The sequence below is a fragment of the Bradyrhizobium sp. CCBAU 11434 genome (assembly GCF_028128895.1).
Classification (GTDB): Bacteria; Pseudomonadota; Alphaproteobacteria; order Rhizobiales; family Xanthobacteraceae; genus Bradyrhizobium; species Bradyrhizobium zhengyangense.
Map to the genome: position 1 here is coordinate 1 of NZ_LBJX01000027.1, position 766 is coordinate 766.

Sequence of the window (766 nt, forward strand, 5' to 3'; positions counted from 1 at the left end):
CTCGATGCCTTCACTCCTGAGGAATGCGCCAACTACCTCAAAAATTCAGGCTATCGAACTTAATGCCATCACGCTTTAGGCGCCGCGTTCATGGGCCGAACACATGACTTTGTTAAACTAAAATGACCCTTGTTAAAGCATCGCGATCGCCGCGAACGAGATTCAGGCCGCGCATTTAGTGCCGAGAAGCTGATGTTCCTCGGCTCGTCCTGCATCTATCCCAAGCTTGCGCCGCAGCCCTTGCGCGAAGATCCGTGCTGACCGGTCCGCTGGAGCCGACCAACGAGCCTTATGCGATCGCCAAGATCGCCGGCATCAAGATGGCGGAAGCTTATCGCAGCGATGTCGGCTACGTCGTTGTTGAGGCGGTCCGCACAACGCCGGGCGTACTCGACATGTGGGGCGGCGGAGGTTCGGCCGCGCTGCTGCGCCAGGAGACACGGGACGGCGAAGGCCGCTCTGGCGTCATTGGCTCCCAGGCGAATCCGGCCGCGCGGGCGCTCGCAGGGCTACAATCCCGAAAGGCCACCCATTACTCTTCCCGGGTTGCCGTCGATAATCGAGAGTTTCGTCCTGGCATCGAGGAGGAACGACGAGGATACCCGTGTTTCTAGGAATTCTAGCCGCCGGCCTGGGCTGGTGCGGCCCGGGCCAATGCGTTCCACGACTGCGTCCTCAATAACATACAGGGCGTCACGTGCGGCATGGCCGCCGAGTGTAAATAAACGCCGGACTTGACCCCATCGGCTCACGAGGATCGAGCGCT

General features: G+C 60.4%; 1 protein-coding gene. It reads left to right on the forward strand.

Annotation, left to right across the window (positions count from 1 at the left end; translation table 11 throughout):
- Nucleotides 1–209: 209 nt before the first annotated feature.
- Nucleotides 210–614 (forward strand): NAD-dependent epimerase/dehydratase family protein, encoded by a 405-nt coding sequence (locus XI06_RS43460; protein WP_333909319.1) that lies wholly within the window; start codon nucleotides 210–212, stop codon nucleotides 612–614.
- Nucleotides 615–766: the final 152 nt, after the last annotated feature.